Source organism: Symbiobacterium turbinis (assembly GCF_055383075.1).
Genome location: NZ_AP042433.1, coordinates 1,824,223 through 1,839,805 on the forward strand (window position 1 = coordinate 1,824,223; position 15,583 = coordinate 1,839,805).

Consider the following 15,583-nt stretch of genomic DNA (forward strand, 5'->3'; position numbering starts at 1 on the left):
CGGCGGCTCAGCCGCCCAGGTAGATGCGCTTCACCTCGGGGTTCCGGCGCAGTTCGGCGGCCGGGCCGTGCATCGCCAGCTTGCCGGTCTCCAGGATGTAGGCGTAATCCGCCGTGCGCAGGGCGAGGTTGGCGTTCTGCTCCACCAGGAGCACCGCGGTCCCCTCGCTGTTGACCTTCCGGATGATGGCGAAGATGTCGCGCACGATCATGGGCGCCAAACCCAGCGACGGCTCGTCCAGGAGCAGCAGCCGGGGCCTCGCCATGAGCGCACGGGCGATGGCCAGCATCTGCTGCTCGCCGCCCGAGAGCGTCGCCCCCACCTGGTTCAGCCGCTCCTTCAGCCGGGGGAAGAGCGAGAGCACCCACTCCAGGTCCCGCTCAACGCCCGCCTTGTCCTTGCGGGTGTAGGAACCCATCCGCAGGTTCTCCGCCACCGTGAGGCCGGTGAAGATCTGGCGGCCCTCCGGGCTCATGGCGATGCCCAGCGGCACGATCTCCTCGGTCTCCATCCGGCTGATGTCCCGGCCGTCGAAGGTGACGCTGCCCCGGGTGGGGTGGAGAATGCCCGCGATGACGCGGAGGGTCGTCGTCTTGCCGGCGCCGTTGGCCCCGAGCAGCGCGACGATCTTCCCGTCGGGCACCTCCAGCGAGATGCCGTGCAGGGCCTCGATGCGGCCGTACGAGGCAGAGACGTTGGTGAGTTTAAGCATACTCCGCCTCCACCTCCTCCTCGCCGAGATAGGCCTTGATGACGGCCGGGTTGGTCTGGACCTCGGCCGGCGTGCCGTCGGCGATCTTCCGGCCGAACTCCATGACGGTGATGCGCTCGCAGATGGACATGACCAGACTCATGTCGTGCTCCACCAGGAGCACGGTGGTCTCGTACTTGTCGCGCATGATCTTGATGAGCTGGGCCAGCTCCTCCGTCTCGCTGGGGTTCATGCCGGCGGCCGGCTCGTCCAGCAGGATCAGGCGGGGCCGGCTCACCAGCGCCCGGGCGAACTCCACCCGCTTCTGGATGCCGTAGGGCAGGAACTGCGGGTAGGCGTCCCGGTGCGCGGCAATCCCCAGGAACTCCAGCACCTCCATGGCCCGGTCACGGGCCTCCTGCTCGGCCTGGCGCACCCTGGGCAGCAGGCCGCCCAGGGCCGCGGCAAACATCCCGTAGCGGATGTTGTGATGCTGGCCGACCATCAGGTTCTCCCAGACGGTGAGGCCCCGGAAGAGCTCCACGTTCTGGAAGGTGCGGGCGATGCCCAGCCCCACCACCTGCGACGGCTGGTACTGCAGGAGGTTCCTGCCGTCGAAGGTGACCGTGCCCTCGGCCGGCTCGTAGTACCGGGACAGCACGTTGAACACGGTGGACTTGCCGGCCCCGTTGGGGCCGATCAGGCCGTGGATCGTGCCCTCCTCCACCTTCATATCGAGCTGGTTGACGGCCACGATGCCGCCGAAGCGGACGGTGACCCCCGAAAGTTCCAGGATGGCCATCTACTTCACCCCCCTGGGAACAACCTGCCGCCGGCCGGCCAGCCGCTTCCGGGCGCCCATCCAGCCCCCGAACTTGCGCCACAGGTCCACCAGGCCCATCGGCAGGTAGAGCACCACCAGGATGAGGATGACGCCCGTGAGCACCTGGTTGGAGTTCTTGAACACGTTCTGCATGAAGAACGAGTCGGCGAAGGCGCCGGACCGCTGCAGCGACAGGGAGATGATCTCCGTGAGCTTCGGCAGCAGCCCCATGAAGAGCGCGCCCACGATGGCGCCGCTCACCGTGCCGAGCCCGCCCAGCACGATGATGGTGAAGAGCTCAATCGAAATGCCGAAGCCGAAGTTGTTGGGCGAGATGTAGTTGAGCCAGTGGGCGTAGAGCCCGCCGGCCACGCCGGCGTAGAAGGCCGAGATGGCAAACGCCATCGTCTTGTACCTGGCCAGCGAGATGCCCATGGCCTGGGCCGCCACCTCGGAGTCCCGGAGGGCGATGAATGCCCGGCCGACCGCGCTCCGCTGGATGTTCCGGGCGACCCACACCAGCACCGCCAGCGTGAGGAGGATGAGGTAGAAGTACGCCCGGTCGCTGCCGAAGGTGTACCCGAAGAGGGAGGGCGGCGAGGGCTTCACGCCGGTCCAGCCGCCGGTCCAGCCCTCAAACAGGTTGAGGATCTGCGGGATGGCGAAGCCGAACCCCAGGGTGGCGATGGCCAGGTAGTGACCGGAAAGCCGCAGGGCCGGAAAGCCCAGCCCCCAGCCGAGGATGGCCGTGACGAAGCCCGCGATGGGCACCGAGAACCAGAACGGAATCCCAATCATATCGGTCAGGCCGTAGCAGACGAAGGCGCCGAACCCCATGAAGGCCGCGTGGCCCAGGGAGATCTGGCCGGCGTTGCCGGTGAGGATGTTGAGCCCGATGGCCACGATGGCGATCATCAGGGCCCGGTCCAGCAGCATGATGAGCCAGTTCAGCTCGCCGGGAAGAACCTGAGGCAGGGCCAGGACCACGGCGAAGCCGATCGCGTACAGCAGCTTCCTGGTCATGGCTTACACCTTCTTCTTCTGCATCGTCCCGAGCAAGCCGGCCGGGCGGAAGATCAGCACGAGCACAATCAGGGCGAAGGCAAACGGCGTCTTCAGCTGCGGGACGTACTGGCCGACGATGTTCTCCAGCACCCCGAGCAGGAGCCCGCCGACCACCGCGCCGGGCAGGGAGGTGAAGCCCCCCAGCACGCCGGCGGTGAACGCCTTCACCTGCATGTCGGCCATCATGTTGACGTTCAGGGTGGTCACCGGGGCGATCAGGATGCCCGCGGTGGCCGCCAGGATGCCCCCCAGCCCCCAGGTGATCGCCAGCACCCGGTTGGTGTGAACGCCCACCAGCCGCGCCGCCAGCCGGTTCTCGGCCACCGCCCGCATGGCGATGCCCATCAGCGAGTACTTGAACAGCGCAAAGAAGGCGAGCATGAGCGCGAGGGCGATGGCCAGGTTGAGCAGGGTGGGCAGCGTGAACACCAGCCCGCCCAGCCGGATGGGGGCGCCGCTCAGCCCGGTGGGGAACGGCTTCGGGTCGTAGCCCCAGATCCAGCCGGCCACGCCGTTGATGATGTTCAGCAGCCCCAGCGTCGCGATCAGGATGGAGATCAGCGGCGCTGCGCTGAGGGGCCGGATGACGACCCGCTCGATGACGATGCCGAACACCGCAGCGAAAACCAGTGCGAGGACGAATGCGCCCCAGTACGGAACCCCGCCCTTCATCATCAGGGTGAAGGCGATGAACGTGCCGAACATCGCCATCTCGCCCTGGGCGAAGTTCACCACATCTGACGTCTTGAAGATGAGCACCAGACCCAGTGCGGCCAGGGCATAGAGCGAACCGGTGGCCAGGCCGCTGATAATCTGCTGGGCTAGGATCACAGGTGTGACCTCCTTTGGAGGGCGCCGGGGGGGAGGCTCAGCCTCTCCCCCCCCGGACGGCGGCTGCCGCTCAGCCGGACTACCGCTCCAGTCGGTACGGCTCCTCGTTGATGGGCACCATCACGATATTGCCGTTCTCGTCCTTGATGACCTGGTTCAGGTAGAAGTTCAGCACGCCCGCCCGCTCGCCCGGGCCGTAGGTGATGCCCTTGGCCATGATGCCATTGAAGTCCTTCAGGTTCTCCAGCGCCTGGATGAACCCCTCGCGGGTCAGGTCGCGGCCGGCATCCTCCAGCCCCTTCACCAGCAGTTCGGCGGCGATGAAGCCGGCGGTGTGGTAGGCGTTGGGGACCTTCGGGTTGCCGTCGGGATCCTTGATGTAGGTGCCGACGATCTCCCAGAACTTCTGGATGTCCGGATCCTCGGGATCGGCCACGGGCACCCAGCCGCCGGCGATCAGGCCGACGGCCGCCTCACCGGCCAGCTTGGGCACGTTCTCGGGGTCGGCGTTGACGTACGAGGTGATGGGCACCGCGTCGTAGCCCAGCTCGTACATCGCCTTCAGGGCGGCGATCGTCTCACCCAGGGTGGTGTAGAGGATGACCGCCTCGGCGCCGCGGGCCTGGGCGTTCAGCACGGGAGTGGTGAAGTCGACGGCTGCGGCCTCATGCGGCGCATCGTACACGACCTCGGCGCCCAGCTTGGCGGCATGATCCTGGATGCCCTTCAGGCCCTGCTTGCCCATGTCGGAGTTCTGCCAGAAGACGGCCAGCTTGGTCTTGCCCAGCTCCTTCACCACGTACTGGGCCAGGACGGCGGCCTCGTCGGGGTTGTTGGGCTGGACGGCGAAGACGTTCTTCTTGGGCGGGTGGGCGGTCTGCTCCACGCCGGTCATCGGGTAGACCACCGGCACGCCCGTCTCCACCCAGTAGTCCATGGAGGCCAGCACGCCCGGGGTGCCCAGGACCGGCGCCAGGGCGAAGACCTTGTCGGACTCGACCAGCTGCTTGGAGGCCGCGAGCCCCTTGGCCGCGTCGAACTGCTCGTCGATGACGTTGACGATCTCGATCTTGCGGCCGTGCACGCCGCCGTTGTCGTTGACGTACCGGATGTACGCCTCGAAGCCCTCACGCACCGAGATGCCGATGGGGGCCACGGCGCCCGACTGGGCCGCGAAGCCGCCGACGCGGACGGTGGTGTCGGTCACCCCGGTGGTGTCGCCGGCGGACGCGGCGGGCTCAGGAGTCGCAGGCTCGGGGGTCTGGGCCGAAGGGGTCTCGGTCGCAGGGGCCGAGGGTGCGGGGTTCTGCGGGTTCTGGTCCGCGCTCTGCGTTCCGCCGCAGCCGGCGAGGAGCGAGGCGACCATGGCCACGCTCAGGACCATCGTCAGGAATCGCTTCACGGTACTACCTCCCCACTCTCTGTGGCATGCTGAGATCTTCACTGCCGACCTACCTGCCCAGGCAGGCCCTGGCCGTGCGCGGGTCGTCCTTGACCCAGGCCGTGCGCGGGTCGCCCTTGACCCTGGCGACGGGCCCTGCAGGCATTAGCTGCCCGTGCTCCAGCACGCAGGCGTTCTGGCTCGCCTGGAAGGCGTAGGCGGCAAACTGCTCCACACTGCATGTAGCCAGGGGCACGGAAAGCCTGTCCGGGAATCAGCTCTTGACGACGATCGGCCGCCGGGGCAGCCAGCCGTACTTCAGCGCCGCCTCCGTGAGCTCGTCCCGGAACTTGGGGTGGGCGATGTCGATGAGCTGCCTGGCCCGCTCGTGCACCGACTTGCCCCGCAGGTGCGCCACGCCGTACTCGGTGACGACGTAGTCAATGTCGTTGCGGGTCATGGTCACGATCGACCCCTCGGTCAGCATCGGGACGATGGTCGAAATGGTCCCCTTCTTCGCCGTGGAGCGCAGGGCGATGATGCCCTTGCCGCCCTCGCTCATCCAGGCGCCGACGTGGGTGTCGCGCTGGCCGCCGGTGCCGGAGTACTGCACCGGCCCGATCGACTCGGAGCAGACCTGGCCCGTGAGGTCGATGGAGATCGCGGTGTTGATGGAGGTCATCTTCGGCTGCTGGGCCAGGATGTAGGGGTTGTTGGTGTAGTGGCCGTCGCGGATCTCGACGGAGGGGTTGTCGTCCAGCCAGTCGTACAGCCGGCGGGAGCCGCAGGCGAAGCAGCCCACGAACTTGTAGCGGTCCAGCTTCTTCTTGCTGTTGTTGATGGCGCCCGCCTCGTAGAGGTCGAGCATGGAGTCGACGATCATCTCGGTGTGGACGCCCAGGTCCTTCTTGTGCCGCAGGAACTGCGCCACGGCGTTGGGGATGCCGCCGATGCCCAGCTGGATCGTCGCGCCGTCCGGCACCATGTCGGCGATGTAGCCGGCGATGGCCTCCTCCTCGGGCCCCGGGGTGATGTTGGGCATCTCGAAGACCGGGGCGTCGCACTCCAGGATCCAGTCCACCTGCGAGACGTGCAGCAGGGTGTCGCCGAAGGTCCGGGGCATGTTCGGGTTGACCTCGACGATGACCAGGTCGGCCATCTCCAGCACCCAGCGCTCGTACACGGTGGAGAGCGACATGGAGAAGTAGCCGTGCTTGTCCATGGGTGCGACGCTGTGCACCAGCACGTTGATCGGGGCGCACTCGTACCGGTCGGGGCCCGCCCGGTGCAGGTTGTTGGGGATCACGGTGCAGTTGCCCTGCTTGTGCATCTCCCGGGCGGTCTTGCCGTAGAACCAGGCCTCCTGCGTGAAGGCGTGGGCGTACTCGGGCTTCGTCCACTCGTACTCGCCCATCATCAGGGAGAAGAAGAGCGAGACGTTCTCCACCTTGTCGGCGACGGTGTGGAGCTGCCGCAGGAAGGCCTGCGGCTCCGCGCCGCACATGCCGAAGGCGACCCGGTCGCCGCTGCGGATCTTCGTCACGGCCTCCTCTGCCGTAAGCAGCTTCTGACGGTACATCTCCTGCCAGCGATTGGTCATGGTGCAAGCCTCCTATCCTCTCGCAGCGCGTGCTACTCCACCGGACCCCACTGGATGGCCGTGGCGCCCCAGGCCCAGCCCACGCCGGCGCTGGCGCCCACCACCAGGTCGCCGTCCTTGATGAGGCCCCGCTCCAGGGCAAGGTGGATCGAGATGATCTGGTCCATCTGGCCCATGTGGCCGTACTCTTCCAGGTAGATGCAGCGCTCCAGGGGCACGCCCAGCCGGTTCAGCAGGTCGATGTGCGCCGAGCGCTTGAAGTGGAGCATCGCCAGATACCCGATGTCCTTGGTCTCCTTGCCGGCCATGGCGCAGACGTCCTGAATCACCTTGATGAAGTTGGGCAGCGAGACCTCGCCCAGCCGCTGGTTCATGAACTCCCGGTCGAACACGTCCAGGTAGTAGAGGCTCGGGTCGAAGTTGCGCAGGCCCGCCTTGGTGCCGCCGCCCTTCACGCCGACCACGCCTGAGAGCGAACCGTCGGTGACGAAGGAGGAACCGATCACCCGGTTGCGGCCGTAGTTCTTCTTCAGGATCATCGCGGCGCCCGCCGCGCCCAGGTCGTACATGAAGGAGACCCGCTTGTTCTTGTAATCGATGTAGTCGCCGTTGCGGTAGCCGCCGACCAGCATGATGGTGTTGATGTTGTCGTCGGAGACCGCCATGGCCTCGGCCAGCTTCATGCCCAGGCTCCAGGTGCCGCAGCGCAGCTGGCAGTCGAAGGCCCAGGCGTTCTCGGCGCCCAGGGCGTGCGCGCTGTAGATGCCGGCGGTCCAGAGATGCATCTCCTTGTACTCTTCACCGATGTAGATGACCAGGTCGATCTCGCCGGGGTCGATGCCCGCCCGCTCGATGGCCATGCGGCCCGCCCGCACGCCCATCTCGGCGGTGTGGTCGTCGGGCCCGGGAACGGGCTTCTTGTAAAAGCCGAACTTCTGCTCGATCACGTCCTGGGGGATGCCGGTTTCCTTCGCGATGTACTCCGCCGTGTGCCAGTGTTCGGGGATGTAGATCCCTGTGCTGACCACGCCAACGTAAGGCCGATCCTTCGTCATACGAAGCACCTCTCTTGCCAGATTCTTTCGGGCCGCCGGAGCCGCGCACGCGCGGTCGATCTGCACAGATCTTGCAATTCCATGCTAGAGGCAGGGAGTTGCGCGGCAGTTACACACGGGTTACCCAAAAGACCTCATCCACCGGAATGAGCCCAAGTTGATCCCTTCGTCCATACGTAGGACCTGCTGTACTAGACTTTAGTCGCAGAGCGCGCGCCGGGGGCCCCGGTCTTCCGACCGGGGCCCCCGGAAATGTACCTTATAGTTTACCGACCCGCGCTCTACAGCCCCATGAACGCCACCAGGCGGCGAGCCAGCCGCTCGGGATCCTCCACCGGCGCGGAGTGGCCCACCTCCGGCCACACCTCCAGGATCGAGCCCGGAATCTGTTCATTCGCCCGCTGCATCATCTCCAGCGTGATCAGGGCGTCCTGCTGGCCGTAGAGGATCAGCACCGGGACGGCGATGTTCTTCACCTGCTCCACCAGGTTCATCGTGTCCAGCGCCCGCCCGTTGGGGATGAGCGCGCCGGCCGACTTGGCGACCGACTCCTCCATCACCCGGTGGTAGAACTCGTCCTTCTCGGCGGTGGGCATCATGGCCGCCAGGGCCATCTTCAGCAGTTCGGGCTGCTTGATGGCCACCTCCAGCTGGGCGTAGCGCTCAGGCGGCGTGACCAGGCCGGCCGGCTCCGCCGAGTTCACCAGCACCAGGCGCTCCACCAGCTCCGGGTGGTCCACCGTGAGCTGCTGGGCCACGGCCCCGCCCAGCGAATGCCCGACGACGGTCGCCCGCTGGATGCCGACGGCCTGACAGAACTGGAAGACGTCGTCCCCCAGATCGGCCATGGTCCAGCCGCCCTCGGGCTTGTCGCTGTCGCCGCAGCCCCTGAGGTCCGGCGCCCACGCGGTGACGCCGTCGGGGAGCAGGTCCATCACCTTCTCCCACCAGAGGGATGAGGCGGTGTTCCCGTGGATGAGCAGGAGGTGCCGGTCGCCGGAGCCACGCTTCCGGTAATGCAGGTTCAGGCCCTTTGCGATTCTGACATTCGGCATGCGCGATTCCTCCCTACCTATGTATACGATCCGCGGGTATATACGATCGGCGGGACCGCAACCAGTTCTTACGATAATTGTTGAGGATGCCAGTTGCAAATGAGTTACAAAGACGCTGCGGACCGGCCGCCCCCCGGGGGCAGGCCGGTCCGCAGCGCACGCCGTCAACATCACGGGAGGAAAGGGTTGACGGGCCGGGGCAGGAGTTCGACCGCGACGTCGCTCCGGGGCGTCGCCTTGCAGGCCAGGACCATCCCCTGCGCCCGCTCCGCCGGCGGCAGCACCGCCTCAGAGCTGGGCCCGGTTTCCACCTGGCCGGCCGCGATCCGCAGCTTGCAGACGCCGCAGCCGCCGTTCCGGCAGCCCCGCATGATCAGGCTGGTGTCCAGCCGGCGCAGGGCGTCGAACAGGGTCTCCCCCGGCCGTGCGTCTACTTCTCTGCCGTCAGCCTGCACGTGAACCTTCCAGGTGCTCATGGGCATCAGGTGAACACGGTGGTGAAGGCCTCGTTCAGCTCACGCTGGAAGAAGAAGATACCCCTGCCGATCTCGTCCTCCGTCCAGGTGATCACCGGGCTGTCGGGGAACGGCATGTAGCCGCCGGCGAAGGTCTCGTTCCGGTTGCCGGACGGGTCGAAGAAGTAGATGGTCAGGCCGCGGCTGATGCCGTGGCGGGTCGGGCCGATGTCGATCTTCACGTCGTTCATCGCGATGACGTCGGCCGCCTTGCGGATCTCGTTCCAGTCGTCCAGCAGGAACGAGAAGTGGTGCATCTTGCCCTGCGGGCCGGCGATGATCGCGATGTCGTGCACCGTGTTGGTGCGGAAGAGCCAGGCCGCGATCAGGTCGCCGTTCTTCGTGACCAGCCGCTCGGACATCCAGAAGTCAAGCAGGTGCATGTAGAAGTCGGTGGACTTCTGCGCGTCCTCGGCCGCCAGCAGGATGTGGTCGAGCCGCGGGGCGCCGATGCCCTGCAGACCGGGCGGCCAGGGATCGGGGTTCAGGGCGCCGACCTTGGTGCCGACCTGCTCCATCTCCGCGTACATCTTCACCCAGTGGCCGCCGGGATCCTCGAACCAGAGCGCCTCGCCCATGCCCATCTCGGAGCCCGCGGGCAGGGTCTCGACCTTCACGCCGGCCCCCTCCAGCTTGTTGCGGTAGAAGACCAGGTCGTCGGGCGACTGCACCTTGAGCGAGATGTGCTCCAGACCGGCCCGGTTGCTCGGCGTCAGGGTGAGGCTGTGGTGATCGAACTCGTCCCAGCCCTTCAGGTAGACGTTGCCGTCCTTGTCCTGGCCGGTGACCTCGAAGCCGATGACCTTGGTGTAGTAATCCACCGAGGCCTGCAGGTCAAGACAGCGAATCTTGACGCCGCCAAGTCGCATGATCCCCATTGCTCGGTCCTCCCACATGTGAGATTTCTGCCGGTCAGTTCCGGCCTAGCGCCCGGGAATCTCGCTCACCGGCGTTCCACCGATGCCCCAGTGCGTCTTGGGCACCTCGTAGATCACCACGCGAACGCGCTCCCGCGGCGTATTAAGCACACGCGACGTCGTCTCCGTCAGCTCACGGATGAGCTCCCGCTTCTGCTCGGGGGTGCGGCCCTCCAGCATATCCACCCGAATCAGCGGCATCCCTCTCCCCCCTTTCCGTCCTTGCTTTCTGCGCCGCCACCGGCGCCGGGTCCCGGCCGGCTCACGGCGTCCCGGGGCTAGACCACCCGCAGGCTCACCGAGCCCAGGCTGGCGAACCGGGCTTCGACCACGTCGCCCGGCGCCACGAAGGCGGCGGCCGTGAGGGCCCCTGTGAAGACCAGTTGCCCGGCCTTCAGCTTCTGGCCGCGGCGGCTGAGGTGATTGGCCAGGCGGGCCAGGGCGATTGCGGGATCGCCCAGGACCGCCGCGCCCGCGGCCGTGGTGATGATCTCACCGTTCTTCACGAAGACGACGCCGACGGTTGCCAGGTCCAGGCCCTCGGCGGGGACGGGCCGGGCGCCCGTCACCGCCCGGGCGGTGGAAGTGTTGTCAGCCACCACGTCAGGCAGGGTGAACTTGAAGTCCTGGTAGCGGCTGTCGATGACCTCCAGTGCGGGAAGCACCCAGCGCACGGCGGCAAGCGCCCGGGCCGGCGTGACGTCCGGGCCCTCCAGGTCCTCCCCCATCACCACCGCGATCTCGGGCTCCACGCGGGGGTGGATCAGCTCGCCCGTCTTCACCTCGCACTCCGGCAGCAGGGTGGAGGCGAAGAGGGCGCCGTACACCGGCTCGAAGACGCCCATCGCCTTCTGCTTCTCCCGGCTGGTGAGGCCGAGCTTCCAGCCGATCAGCCGGTCGCCGGCCTCCAGCTTGCGGGCGATGATCTCGTCCTGCACCTGGTAGCCTTCATCTAACGTGAGCTCACCGTGGGTCTTGGCCAGCGACGGCACCTCCCGCCGCTCGGCCTCCGCCGTGAGCAGGTGTTCCGCAATCGCCTCCAGTTCGTCACGGGAAAGGGGCATGTGCGCAATCCTCCTTCCAGCTCCTGCGGGCCACGCCCCCTGAGCGCACGCCTCGCTCCGGGTCAGTCGGGCCAGGCCCTCCGCGCCTGCTCCTCACGCGGTGGGGATGCCGATGGTCTGCAGCTCCGTGTAGAAGTCCAGGCTGTGCATGCCGCCCTCGCGGCCGATGCCCGACTCCTTCATGCCGCCGAAGGGCACCCGCAGATCCCGCACGAACCAGGAGTTGATCCAGACGTTGCCGCTCTGCAGCCGCTGGGCCATCCGGTGCAGGCGGGAGATGTCCTTGCCCTGCACGACCGAGCTGAGGCCGTACCGGCCGGCGTTGATGATCTCGAGCACCCACTCGTCATCCGTAAACGGGGTGACGCTGACCACGGGGCCGAAGACCTCTTCCTGCACGATCTCCACGCTGGGATCGGGGGCGGCGAAGACCGTGGGGGCGATGAAGTAACCGCCATCAAACGGCGCCGGCAGCCCCTCGGCGCGGCCGCCGCCGGTGAGGCACTGCACGCCCTGCGCCTTCGCCCGGTCGATGAAGCCCATCACCCGGTCGAAGTGCTCCTGGGCGATGACCGGCCCCAGGGTGGTGTTCATATCCAGCGGGTCGCCGGGCCGCAGGGCCTTCACCCGCGCCAGCAGGGCCTCCAGGAACTGGTCGTAGAGGGGCTGCTCCACGAAGATGCGGGAGCCCGCCAGGCAGACCTCGCCCTGGTTGTAGAAGGCCGCCCGCATGGTGACGTCCAGGGCCTTCTCCAGGTCGGCGTCGGCGAAGATGATGTTGTTGCCCTTGCCGCCCAGCTCGAAGGAGACCCGCTTCAGGGTGGGCGCGCCGGCCGCCATGATGACCTTGCCGGTCGTGGTCTCGCCGGTGAAGGAGATGAGCTTCACGTCGGGGTGCATGGTGAGGTACGCCCCGGCGCTGTCGGGACCGAAGCCGTGCACCACGTTGAAGACGCCGTCGGGGATGCCCGCCTCCCGGGCCAGCTCCGCCAGCCGGGTGCAGCCCACCGGGGTCAGCTCGGCCGGCTTCAGGATGACCGTGTTGCCCGCCGCCAGGGCCGGGCCGATCTTCCAGGTGGAAAGCATCTGCGGCATGTTCCACGGGGTGATGAGCCCCGCCACGCCCACCGGCTGCCGGTTAGTGTAGAAGGTGTAGCCGGGAAGCACGAAGGCCTCGTCGTAGTACTTCTCAGCCAGGTCGGCGAAGAAGGTGATGTTGTGGGCCATGCGCTCGACGTACCCGGCGATGCCCTCGCGGATGGGCCGGCCGACGTCCATGCACTCCAGGTAGTTCAGCTCGTCCTTGTGCTCGATCATGAGCTGGGCCCAGCGCCGGAGCAGCTTGCCCCGCTCGGCCGGCGCCATGCGGCCCCAGGTCTTGAAGGCCCGCGCCGCGGCCTTCGCGGCCAGGTCGATCTCTTCCTTGCCGCCGAGGGCGCACCGGGTCAGCTCCTGGCCGGTGGCCGGGTTGGGCACCGAGAAGGTCTCGCCGTTTGCGCTGTCGACGAACTTGCCATCGATGAAGTGCTTCAGTCCCTGGCGCATCCAGGCATCCATGCGCTCACGCACCGCGTTGGGAATGACCGCCTCTGCCATCTACTTCCCGCTCCTTTCTGCCGCCAGCTCCTGGGCGACGATGAGAATCAGGTCCTCCTGGCCGCCCACCGCCTTCCGCCGGCCCATCTCCATGAGGATATCGCGGGCGTCAACCCCGAACCGCTCCGCCGCCCGCCGGGCGTGCAGCAGGAAGCTGGAGTAGACCCCGGCGTAGCCGACGGTGAGCGTGTCCTTGTCGATGATGATCGGCCGCGGCAGGATGGGCCGCACCGCCTCCTCGGCCGCGTCCTGCAGCTTGTACAGGTCGATGCCGGTCGCATAGCCGGCCTTGTCGAGCACGGCCGCCAGCACCTCGGTCTGGGCGTTGCCGGCGCCGGCGCCCAGGCCGCACGTGGAGCCGTCCACCTGGTTGGCGCCTTCCTCCAGGGCGGCCAGGGTGTTGCCGATGGCCAGCCCCAGGTTGTTGTGGGCGTGGAAGCCCACCTGGCACTCCAGCCCCTCCACCAGCGCGGAGACCCGGGCCCGCACGTCATCGGGCAGCATGGCGCCGGCGGAGTCGACCACGTAGACGCAGTCGGCCCCGTACGACTCCATCTTGCGGGCCTCTTCCAGCAGGTACTTGGGCTCGATCATGTGGGACATCATCAGGAAAGTGACCACTTCCATGCCATTCTGCTTTGCCCAGTGGATGTGCTCCTCCGAGATGTCGGCCTCGGTGCAGTGGGTGGCCACCCGGGCCACCTCGGCGCCGGCATCCCGGGCCATCTTCAGGTCCTCCACGGTGCCGACCCCGGGCAGGAGCAGCACGGCCAGCTTGGCCCGGGTCATCTCCGCCTTTGCGGCCCGCAGCAGCTTCTCCTCAGGCACGAGGCTGAAGCCGTAGTTCTGGGAGCTGCCCCCCAGCCCGTCGCCGTGGGCGACCTCGATCACAGGCACGCCGGCCCGGTCCAGGCCGCGCACGACGGCGCGCACCTGCTCCTCGGTGAACTGGTGGGAGACCGCGTGGCTGCCGTCGCGCAGGGTGGTATCCGTAATGCGCACGAACCGCTTCTCCATGCTTCCTTACCCCCTCTCCCCGACGCCGAGCAGGTGCCGGGCGGTGACCTCCGCCGCCTGCACGGCCGCGGCGGTCATGATGTCCAGGTTGCCGGCGTACTTGGGGAAGTAATCGCCCCGGCCCTCCACCTCCACGAAGATGGAGACCCTGCGGTCCTCGAAGATCGGCTCGGCGCGCAGCCGGTAGCCCGGCACGTAGGTCTGCACCGTCTGGACCATCTCGTCGATGGAGGCCCGCATCCGGGCGGGATCGTAGGGCTCTGCCGTGTGGCAGAAGATGGTGTCGCGCATCATGATGGGCGGCGACGCCGGGTTCAGGATGATGATCGCCTTGCCCCGCTTCGCCCCGCCGACGACCTCGAGCCCCCGGGCGGTGGTCTGGGTGAACTCGTCGATGTTGGCCCGGGTGCCGGGGCCGGCCGAGAGGCTGGCGATGGTGGCGACGATCTCGGCGTACTCCACGGGCACCACCCGGCTGACGGCCCTGACCATGGGAATTGTGGCCTGGCCGCCGCAGGTGATCATGTTGATGTTCATGGCGTCGGCATGCTCACCCAGGTTGACCGCCGGGCAGACGTAGGGGCCGACGGCCGCCGGGGTCAGGTCAATGGCCCGGATCCCCCTCTCCTGAAGCGCCTTGTAGTTGGCCAGGTGGGCCTTGGCCGACGTGGCGTCGAACACGATGGCCGGCGGGTTCGGATGGTTCAGGATGTACTGGTAGCTCTCGGCGCTGGTCTCGTAGCCCAGCCTTGCCGCCCGCTTCAGGCCTTCCGAATTGGGGTCGATGCCGACCATCATGGCCAGCTCGAGGACCTCGCTCCGTTGAATCTTGTACATCAGGTCGGTGCCGATGTTGCCGGACCCGACGATACCCACGCGCACCTTCTGGGGCACAAGCATCCTCCTTCCTACTCAAACCGGGCGCTGACGCTGCCCAGCCCGCAGCCGAAGCGGGCCGTGAACAGGTCGCCGGGTCTGGCCTCCACGGCGGCGGTCACCGCCCCGGAGAGAATCGCCTCGCCCGCCTTCAACTGGATGTCGAACTGCGCCAGCTTGTTGGCGAGCCACGCCACCGCGGCGGCGGGGTTGCCCAGCACCGCCGCGCCGGCGCCGGACGAGAGCATCTCCCCGTTGCGCTCGAAGACCATGCCCACGAGCGTGAGGTCCAGCTGGTCGGGCCGCACGCCCCGCTCCGCCAGCACCACCCGGCCCGAGGAGGCGTTGTCGGCCACCGTGTCGGGAAGCTTGATCTTCCAGTCGGCGATGCGGCTGTCCACGATCTCCAGAGCGGGCACGACCAGACGGGTGGCCTGCAGCACGTCCAGCACCGTGCACGGCGTGGGCAGGTCCCGATCGAGGATGAAGGCCAGTTCGCCCTCCACCTTGGGCTGGAGCAGCTCGCTCAGCCTCACCGGCTCGCCGGGGGGAACCACCATCGTATCCAGTACATGCCCGTAGTCCGGCTCGAAGACGCCCAACATCGCCTGCATGGCGTGCGACGTGAGGCCGATCTTCTTGCCCACCACCCGCTCGCCGCGCTCCCGGCGCATCGCCATCCAGGCCAGCTGAATCCGGTAGGCGTCATCCGCGCTCAGGTCCGGCTCGCGCTCGGTCAGGGGGCCGATGGGAGCGCGGGTGCGCTCAGCCTGATCCAGCTCAGCGGCGTACGCCGCGATGCGGTCACTCGCCAGGGCCATAAAAACTCCTCCTCTCCGATGGGGGCACAGAAAAAATCAAAGCCCTACCGAGACGCGGGCAGGCAGCGCGGTACGCGGCTACCGCCTGGCGTCTGGTGGGCTGGGTTCCGCCCGCTTCCCCCCGGCGCCTGTGCGGGCGCCGAGGCACAGGCAGACTGCACCTCCATCCATATATGCGGTTTACGGTGTCATATGACGGACAAATCCCCGTACGACTGACAAGCCTGGAATTGCTGGTCTACCAGCCTGTTACGAACCCCGGCGCACCTGCAGCGT

The 15,583-nt window shown here is 67.4% G+C and carries 17 protein-coding genes; all 17 read right to left on the bottom strand.

Going from position 1 to position 15,583, the window contains the following annotated elements:
• Positions 1 to 7 precede the first annotated feature (7 nt).
• Positions 8 to 712, bottom strand: coding sequence for an ABC transporter ATP-binding protein (locus ACZ45O_RS08610; RefSeq protein WP_464857454.1), 705 nt, complete (start codon positions 710 to 712; stop codon positions 8 to 10).
• Positions 705 to 1,493, bottom strand: a complete 789-nt coding sequence (locus tag ACZ45O_RS08615) for an ABC transporter ATP-binding protein (RefSeq protein WP_464857456.1) — start codon at positions 1,491 to 1,493, stop codon at positions 705 to 707. The genes ACZ45O_RS08610 and ACZ45O_RS08615 overlap by 8 nt, the downstream gene beginning before the upstream one ends.
• Complete coding sequence (locus tag ACZ45O_RS08620) at positions 1,494 to 2,537, bottom strand: branched-chain amino acid ABC transporter permease (protein WP_464857458.1); 1,044 nt, start codon at positions 2,535 to 2,537, stop codon at positions 1,494 to 1,496.
• A gap of 3 nt (positions 2,538 to 2,540) precedes the next feature.
• Positions 2,541 to 3,410 carry a branched-chain amino acid ABC transporter permease gene (locus ACZ45O_RS08625; protein ID WP_464857460.1) on the bottom strand — a complete coding sequence of 290 codons (870 nt, stop codon included), beginning with the start codon at positions 3,408 to 3,410 and terminating at the stop codon, positions 2,541 to 2,543.
• Positions 3,411 to 3,489: 79 nt separating this feature from the next.
• Positions 3,490 to 4,812 (bottom strand): ABC transporter substrate-binding protein, encoded by a 1,323-nt coding sequence (locus ACZ45O_RS08630; RefSeq protein ID WP_464857462.1) that lies wholly within the window; start codon positions 4,810 to 4,812, stop codon positions 3,490 to 3,492.
• Positions 4,813 to 4,861: 49 nt separating this feature from the next.
• Positions 4,862 to 5,026, bottom strand: a complete 165-nt coding sequence (locus tag ACZ45O_RS08635; RefSeq protein ID WP_464857464.1) for a hypothetical protein — start codon at positions 5,024 to 5,026, stop codon at positions 4,862 to 4,864.
• 39 nt (positions 5,027 to 5,065) lie between these two features.
• Positions 5,066 to 6,391 carry an acetyl-CoA hydrolase/transferase family protein gene (locus ACZ45O_RS08640; protein WP_464857466.1) on the bottom strand — a complete coding sequence of 442 codons (1,326 nt, stop codon included), beginning with the start codon at positions 6,389 to 6,391 and terminating at the stop codon, positions 5,066 to 5,068.
• 32 nt (positions 6,392 to 6,423) lie between these two features.
• A complete protein-coding gene (locus ACZ45O_RS08645; RefSeq protein ID WP_464857468.1) occupies positions 6,424 to 7,446 on the bottom strand; it encodes a 3-oxoacyl-ACP synthase in 1,023 nt (340 codons plus the stop codon).
• 281 nt (positions 7,447 to 7,727) lie between these two features.
• Positions 7,728 to 8,501, bottom strand: a complete 774-nt coding sequence (locus ACZ45O_RS08650; protein WP_464857470.1) for an alpha/beta fold hydrolase — start codon at positions 8,499 to 8,501, stop codon at positions 7,728 to 7,730.
• A 170-nt stretch (positions 8,502 to 8,671) separates the two neighbouring features.
• Positions 8,672 to 8,977 carry a 2Fe-2S iron-sulfur cluster-binding protein gene (locus ACZ45O_RS08655; protein WP_464857471.1) on the bottom strand — a complete coding sequence of 102 codons (306 nt, stop codon included), beginning with the start codon at positions 8,975 to 8,977 and terminating at the stop codon, positions 8,672 to 8,674.
• Between the two features lie 5 nt (positions 8,978 to 8,982).
• Entirely contained in the window at positions 8,983 to 9,894 is a 912-nt protein-coding gene (locus ACZ45O_RS08660; protein WP_464857473.1) for a catechol 2,3-dioxygenase, read from the bottom strand.
• Positions 9,895 to 9,939: 45 nt separating this feature from the next.
• On the bottom strand, positions 9,940 to 10,134 hold the full coding sequence (locus ACZ45O_RS08665; RefSeq protein ID WP_464857475.1) for a 4-oxalocrotonate tautomerase: 195 nt from the start codon (positions 10,132 to 10,134) through the stop codon (positions 9,940 to 9,942).
• A gap of 77 nt (positions 10,135 to 10,211) precedes the next feature.
• Positions 10,212 to 10,997 (bottom strand): 2-keto-4-pentenoate hydratase, encoded by a 786-nt coding sequence (locus ACZ45O_RS08670; protein ID WP_464857477.1) that lies wholly within the window; start codon positions 10,995 to 10,997, stop codon positions 10,212 to 10,214.
• 93 nt (positions 10,998 to 11,090) lie between these two features.
• On the bottom strand, positions 11,091 to 12,593 hold the full coding sequence (locus ACZ45O_RS08675; RefSeq protein ID WP_464857479.1) for an aldehyde dehydrogenase: 1,503 nt from the start codon (positions 12,591 to 12,593) through the stop codon (positions 11,091 to 11,093).
• Positions 12,594 to 13,610: a 4-hydroxy-2-oxovalerate aldolase gene (gene dmpG / locus ACZ45O_RS08680; RefSeq protein ID WP_464857481.1), complete on the bottom strand. Its 1,017-nt coding sequence runs from the start codon at positions 13,608 to 13,610 to the stop codon at positions 12,594 to 12,596.
• 6 nt (positions 13,611 to 13,616) lie between these two features.
• On the bottom strand, positions 13,617 to 14,504 hold the full coding sequence (locus ACZ45O_RS08685; RefSeq protein WP_464857483.1) for an acetaldehyde dehydrogenase (acetylating): 888 nt from the start codon (positions 14,502 to 14,504) through the stop codon (positions 13,617 to 13,619).
• 14 nt (positions 14,505 to 14,518) lie between these two features.
• Complete coding sequence (locus ACZ45O_RS08690) at positions 14,519 to 15,307, bottom strand: 2-keto-4-pentenoate hydratase (protein WP_464857485.1); 789 nt, start codon at positions 15,305 to 15,307, stop codon at positions 14,519 to 14,521.
• Positions 15,308 to 15,583 lie beyond the last annotated feature (276 nt).

Excerpts from the sequence above, each read along its gene's own strand:
- ACZ45O_RS08610 (WP_464857454.1), bottom strand. The coding sequence starts at position 712 with ATGCTTAAACTCACCAACGTCTCTGCCTCGTACGGCCGCATCGAGGCC.
- ACZ45O_RS08615 (WP_464857456.1), bottom strand. The coding sequence starts at position 1,493 with ATGGCCATCCTGGAACTTTCGGGGGTCACCGTCCGCTTCGGCGGCATC.
- ACZ45O_RS08620 (WP_464857458.1), bottom strand. The coding sequence starts at position 2,537 with ATGACCAGGAAGCTGCTGTACGCGATCGGCTTCGCCGTGGTCCTGGCC.
- ACZ45O_RS08640 (WP_464857466.1), bottom strand. The coding sequence starts at position 6,391 with ATGACCAATCGCTGGCAGGAGATGTACCGTCAGAAGCTGCTTACGGCA.
- ACZ45O_RS08645 (WP_464857468.1), bottom strand. The coding sequence starts at position 7,446 with ATGACGAAGGATCGGCCTTACGTTGGCGTGGTCAGCACAGGGATCTAC.
- ACZ45O_RS08650 (WP_464857470.1), bottom strand. The coding sequence starts at position 8,501 with ATGCCGAATGTCAGAATCGCAAAGGGCCTGAACCTGCATTACCGGAAG.
- ACZ45O_RS08655 (WP_464857471.1), bottom strand. The coding sequence starts at position 8,977 with ATGAGCACCTGGAAGGTTCACGTGCAGGCTGACGGCAGAGAAGTAGAC.
- ACZ45O_RS08660 (WP_464857473.1), bottom strand. The coding sequence starts at position 9,894 with ATGGGGATCATGCGACTTGGCGGCGTCAAGATTCGCTGTCTTGACCTG.
- ACZ45O_RS08665 (WP_464857475.1), bottom strand. The coding sequence starts at position 10,134 with ATGCCGCTGATTCGGGTGGATATGCTGGAGGGCCGCACCCCCGAGCAG.
- ACZ45O_RS08670 (WP_464857477.1), bottom strand. The coding sequence starts at position 10,997 with ATGCCCCTTTCCCGTGACGAACTGGAGGCGATTGCGGAACACCTGCTC.
- ACZ45O_RS08675 (WP_464857479.1), bottom strand. The coding sequence starts at position 12,593 with ATGGCAGAGGCGGTCATTCCCAACGCGGTGCGTGAGCGCATGGATGCC.
- dmpG (WP_464857481.1), bottom strand. The coding sequence starts at position 13,610 with ATGGAGAAGCGGTTCGTGCGCATTACGGATACCACCCTGCGCGACGGC.
- ACZ45O_RS08690 (WP_464857485.1), bottom strand. The coding sequence starts at position 15,307 with ATGGCCCTGGCGAGTGACCGCATCGCGGCGTACGCCGCTGAGCTGGAT.